This is a genomic window from Rhodococcus sp. NPDC057014 (assembly GCF_042673295.1).
Taxonomy (GTDB): Bacteria; Actinomycetota; Actinomycetes; order Mycobacteriales; family Mycobacteriaceae; genus Rhodococcus_F.
In genome coordinates this window covers 1-4,872 of sequence record NZ_JBHUSF010000472.1, presented here as the reverse complement: position 1 = coordinate 4,872, position 4,872 = coordinate 1, and the positions used below count along the sequence as shown (strand labels likewise).

At 68.3% G+C, this 4,872-nt stretch carries 4 protein-coding genes and 3 pseudogenes; 3 read left to right on the top strand and 4 right to left on the bottom strand.

Annotated elements, in window-relative coordinates; all coding sequences use genetic code 11:
• Positions 1 to 63 precede the first annotated feature (63 nt).
• The 3 genes and pseudogenes from ACFTZB_RS43030 to ACFTZB_RS43020 all read left to right on the top strand — a co-directional run.
• Positions 64 to 228, top strand: a pseudogene (locus ACFTZB_RS43030) (malate dehydrogenase); the annotation flags it as partial.
• An 11-nt stretch (positions 229 to 239) separates the two neighbouring features.
• A pseudogene (locus tag ACFTZB_RS43025) lies at positions 240 to 353 on the top strand (malate dehydrogenase); the annotation flags it as partial.
• Positions 354 to 435: 82 nt separating this feature from the next.
• Positions 436 to 1,716: a serine hydrolase gene (locus ACFTZB_RS43020; RefSeq protein ID WP_378441680.1), complete on the top strand. Its 1,281-nt coding sequence runs from the start codon at positions 436 to 438 to the stop codon at positions 1,714 to 1,716.
• A gap of 10 nt (positions 1,717 to 1,726) precedes the next feature.
• Here the strand turns inward: ACFTZB_RS43020 and yhjD are convergent, their stop codons facing one another.
• From yhjD to ACFTZB_RS43000, 4 genes and pseudogenes are all read right to left on the bottom strand, one after another.
• Positions 1,727 to 2,749 carry an inner membrane protein YhjD gene (yhjD, locus tag ACFTZB_RS43015; protein ID WP_378441678.1) on the bottom strand — a complete coding sequence of 341 codons (1,023 nt, stop codon included), beginning with the start codon at positions 2,747 to 2,749 and terminating at the stop codon, positions 1,727 to 1,729.
• 4 nt (positions 2,750 to 2,753) lie between these two features.
• Positions 2,754 to 3,788, bottom strand: coding sequence for a tryptophan--tRNA ligase (gene trpS / locus ACFTZB_RS43010; protein ID WP_087558392.1), 1,035 nt, complete (start codon positions 3,786 to 3,788; stop codon positions 2,754 to 2,756).
• Positions 3,789 to 3,840: 52 nt separating this feature from the next.
• On the bottom strand, positions 3,841 to 4,647 hold the full coding sequence (locus ACFTZB_RS43005) for an exodeoxyribonuclease III (protein ID WP_378441676.1): 807 nt from the start codon (positions 4,645 to 4,647) through the stop codon (positions 3,841 to 3,843).
• A gap of 35 nt (positions 4,648 to 4,682) precedes the next feature.
• Positions 4,683 to 4,872 (bottom strand): annotated as a pseudogene (locus ACFTZB_RS43000) (MFS transporter); the annotation flags it as partial.

Here is a 4,872-nt window from a genome sequence, read left to right as displayed (position 1 = left end):
CACTTCGGCTGGGGGCGCCCTGCGTCGTGTCCAAGCTCACTGTCCGAGCAGTCCCACGGTGAGATCCCCGCGCTGGTGTCGAGAACGGATGCTCCCGAGGCGATACTCGGCCCCGACACCCCGATTCGACTGCGGCTCTGGGAAATTCCGTCCGCCGTGTCCGCGGCCGAAGGCACCGCGATGGAGCTCGCCGACAGCGCCTTCCCTCTCCTTCGCGACGTCGAGGTGACGCTGCCCTCCCCGGCGCCTACGGGGTGCCGGAGGGGCTCATGAGCTCGTTCCCGGTCCGCTCGGTCGACGGGACCTGGCAGGTCGTGGAGGGGCTGGAGATCGACGAGACGGCGCGCGGACGTCACGAATGCGTGTCGACACGCGTCCGTTTTCGGAACCGGCCCGGTCATCGCATACGCTGCCTCTTCGATGATGTGGCGTCGAGTGTGTACCGCGGTCGTGTCCGGAACCCTGCTGGCCGGACTCTCGGTGAGCGCTGCCGGGGCGATCCCGCCCGCAGTTCCCTCCTCCCCCACCTCGGCACCGTTCACCACCCCCAACACCGACGACTGCCCGCACCGGTCGGCCCCGGCCCCCGCGATCGACCTGTCCGAGGTGCCGCAGCCCGGTGATCCGGCACCGACCGCCGTGTCCGTGCCCGACCAGCCGGTGGGCGGGCCGAAACTCGCCGAGTGCGGAGTGACGCTCCCCGACGGCGCCCCCGCGCTGCCCGCCGACATCGCGGCGTCCGGCTGGGTGGTGGCCGACATCGACAGCGGCGACGTGCTCGCGGCGAAGGACCCGCACGGCCGGTACCGCCCGGCCAGCACCATCAAGATGCTGCTCGCGCTCGTGGCGCTGGACGAACTGGATCTCGACAAGACCGTGACCGCCACAGCCGAGGACGCCGCGGTGGAGGGCAGCGCGGTCGGGATCGGCAAGAACGGCCAGTACACGAACCGGCAGCTGATGCAGGGCCTCGTGATGGCGTCGGGGAACGACGCCGCCCACCTCCTCGCCCGGCAACTCGGCGGCGACGCCGCGACGGTCGAGAAGATGAACCGCCTCGCCGACACCCTCGGCGCTCACGACACGAGGACCGCGACCCCTTCCGGACTCGACGGTCCCGGCATGAGCAGTTCGCCGTTCGACCTCGCGCTGATCTTCCACAACGCGATGAAGAACCCGACGTTCGCGGAGTTGATCTCCACGGAAACCGTTCAGTTCCCGGGCTTCCCGAAGGATCCCGCGATCCCGGAAGACCAGGATCGGCCGCCGTTCGCGCTCGCCAACGACAATCAACTGCTCTACAACTACCCGGGCGCGCTGGGCGGCAAGACCGGATTCACCGACGATGCGCGCCACACGTATGTCGGCGGCGCCGACCACGACGGCCGCCGCCTGATGGTGACGCTGATGGGAGCCGAGGCGCAGCCGATCCGCCCGTGGGAACAGGCGGCGCGACTGCTGGACTACGGTTTCGCCCTCGACCGCGACACAAGGGTGGGGTCGCTGGAGGACCTGTACCCGGCCGAGGACGGCTCGTCCGCGGTGCTCGCCGCACCGCCGCAACAGGATTCGGCCGCCGCCACGAGTTCCGTCGTCGCCTCCGGTTCCGACCACCCCGACAACACACTGGCCCTGCGGGCGGGTGTGGGGATCGTCGGGGCGGCCGTCGTCCTCGTGCTGGTGCTCTGCGCACGCCGGCTGTCCCGCAGGCGCTGACGCTCCCCGATCAGCGCTTGTTGCGGGTGAACACTCCGGACAACCCGAGCGCGGCGAGGGCCCCCACACCGACCAGGGCGAGTCCCCCACGCACACCCGGACCCTCGTGGACCTCGATCCGCGGCGTGATGACGGCCGGATCCGGCGGCGGCACGAACGCGAGCGCCATGCTGGCCTCGGTGGTCGCGGCCCACGCCGTCGAGAAGAGCAGCATCCGGCAGGTCAGGTAGATGAACACGAGCAGACCGATGATCGGGCCGAACGCCACTCCTGCCGGACCCGCGGTGACCGCGGTGAGATAGATGGCACCGACCTGCTTGAAGATCTCGAACACCACGGCCGCGAGCAGGGCCGCCTTGATCGCACTGCGGAACGTCACGGGCTCCCGGGGCAATCGGGCGATCACCCAGGCGAACACCGCCCACGTCGCGACCAGCGAGAGCACGGTCGACAGTGCGCGCAGTCCGGCGTCGACGCCGGTCACGTCGTCGAGGTTGAGCAACTCGACGACCGTGCGGGCCACCGGACCGCTGCTCAGCGCGGACGATCCGATCGAGACGATCATCGCCAGACCCAGCCCGAGCAGAGCGCCCGCGTCGCCGAGCTTGGTGCGCACGAATCCCTTCGATTCGCGCTGGCTCTCCCACATCGCGGTGAGCGCGTCGCGCAGGTTCGCCATCCATCCCAGTCCGGCGTAAGCGGCACCGAGCAGACCGAGGACACCCACGCTGGCGCGGGACGCGATGGCCGAATCGATGATGGTGTTGAGCGTGTCACCGAGACTTCCGGGCACGTTCTTCGTGATGCCGTCCTGCAGTTCCTGCAGCAACTCCGGCTGCCCTGCGAGCACGAAACCGGCGATGGCGAACGCGACCATCAGGATCGGAATCAGTGCGAGCACACTGAAATACGTGATACCCGCCGCGTAGTAGTCACCCTTCTGATTCTGGTACCGCTGAGCGGCCCGCATCAGATGGTCGAACCAGGGGCGCGCTGCCCGCTGCTTGTCGAGAAAACTCGGTTCGTCAGCCACAGTGCTATCCCTTCGGTGTCAGGAACCCTACCTTCTCGTACACGGCCGCCAACGTCTGCGACGACACTTCACGGGCCCGGTGGGCACCGGCCGCGATGACACGGTCGAGTTCCGCCTCGTCCGAGAGGTACCCCTCCACTTTCGCTTTCAACGGTGTCACGAATTCGGCGAGAACGTCGGCCGTATCGGTTTTCAGGTCGCCGTAGCCCTTCCCCTCGTATCCGGCGACCAACGTCTCCACGGGGGTCCCGGACAGGGCCGACTGGATGGTGAGCAGGTTGCTCACACCGGGCTTGGCCTGCGGGTCGTACCGGATCTCCCGCTCGTTGTCGGTGACCGCGGACTTGATCTTCTTCGCCGACACCTTGGGATCGTCGAGCAGGTTGATCAGGCCGGCCGGGCTCGGACCGGATTTGCTCATCTTCGACGTCGGATCCTGCAGGTCGTAGATCTTGGCTGTGCCCTTGATGATCTGGGCCTCGGGAATGACGAACGCCTTCCCGAACCGGGTGTTGAACCGTTGGGCGAGGTCGCGGGCCAGTTCGAGGTGCTGACGCTGGTCCTCGCCGACGGGAACCCGCTGCGGGCGGTACAGCAGGATGTCGGCGGCCATCAGCACCGGATACGTGAACAGTCCGACGCTCGCGTTCTCACTGCCCTGCTTCGACGACTTGTCTTTGAACTGCGTCATGCGACTGGCCTCACCGAAACCGGTGATGCAGTTGAGAACCCACGCCAGCTGCGCGTGCTCAGGGACCTGGCTCTGGACGAACAGCGTGGCGCGGTCGGGGTCGATGCCCAGCGCCAGCAACTGTGCCGCCGCGATCTTCGTGCGGCGGCGCAGCTCCTTCGGGTCCTGCGCCACCGTGATCGCGTGCAGGTCGGGGATGAAGTAGAACGCGTCGAAGTCGTCCTGCAGAGGCACCCACTGCTGCAGAGCACCCAGGAAATTGCCGAGGTGGAACGAGTCGGCGGTGGGCTGGATGCCGGAGAGCACCCGCGGTTTCGCGGTGGGTTTCTGAGCTGCAGGGGTCGACATGAGTATTGATCTTTTCACGTGTGCCGGGACGAGACGAATCAGATACCGTCCGTCACCGGTACTGGACGGTGACCGGCGCGTGATCGGACCACCGCTGGTCGTAGGTTTCGGCGCGCTCGACGACGGCCTGCTTGGCGCGCTCCGCCAATTCGCGGGTGGCGATCTGGTAGTCGATGCGCCAGCCGGAGTCGTTGTCGAACGCCTTCCCGCGGTACGACCACCACGAGTACGGTCCGGCGACGTCCGGTTCGAGCAGGCGCACGACGTCGGACCAGTGCGCGTCCTCGGCGAGCAGCGCGGACAACCATTCCCGCTCGTGGGGCAGGAACCCGGAGTTCTTCTTGTTGGTCTTCCAGTTCTTCAGGTCGAGTTCGGTGTGGGCGATGTTCCAGTCGCCGCAGACCACGACGTGCCTGCCGGCCGCGACGGCGGCCTCGGCGGTGGCGGTGAGGTGCCGGGCGAAGGAGTCCATGAACCGCTCCTTCTCCTCCTGCCGGGGTGTCTGGGCCTCCCCCGAGGGCAGGTACAGACTCGCCACGGTCAGGTCGTCGAAGTCCGCCTCGATGTAGCGGCCCGCGGCCGCGAACTCCTCGTCACCGTGGCCGACGCGGACGGCGTCGGCCGGCTTCCGGGACAGGATCGCGACGCCGTTGCGCCCCTTCGACGACGGTTCCGCGGACGCCAGGTTCCATCCGCCCTCCAGGGCCGGCGCGAGGGTCTCCGCGAGCTGCTCGTCCGACGCCCGCGTCTCCTGCAGGCAGACGACGTCGGCCTCCGTGCGCTCCATCCACTCGGTGAGCCCCTTGCGGGCGGCCGCGCGGACTCCGTTGACATTGACGGTGGTGATGATGTGTGGCACGGCAAGCACCGTAGCGGACGCGTACGACAGCGCGGCTACCGAGACGAACGGGCGCTGCGGCGTTCCATCGCGACGGCCACGGTGAGGACCACGAGGCCCGCGACGGCGAGCAGCGCACCCACCGCGGCGGGTGCCGTGTAGCCGTAACCGGCGGCGATGACGACGCCGCCGATCCACGCCCCGAACGCGTTCGCGATGTTGAGAGCCGCGTGGTTGAGCGAGGCG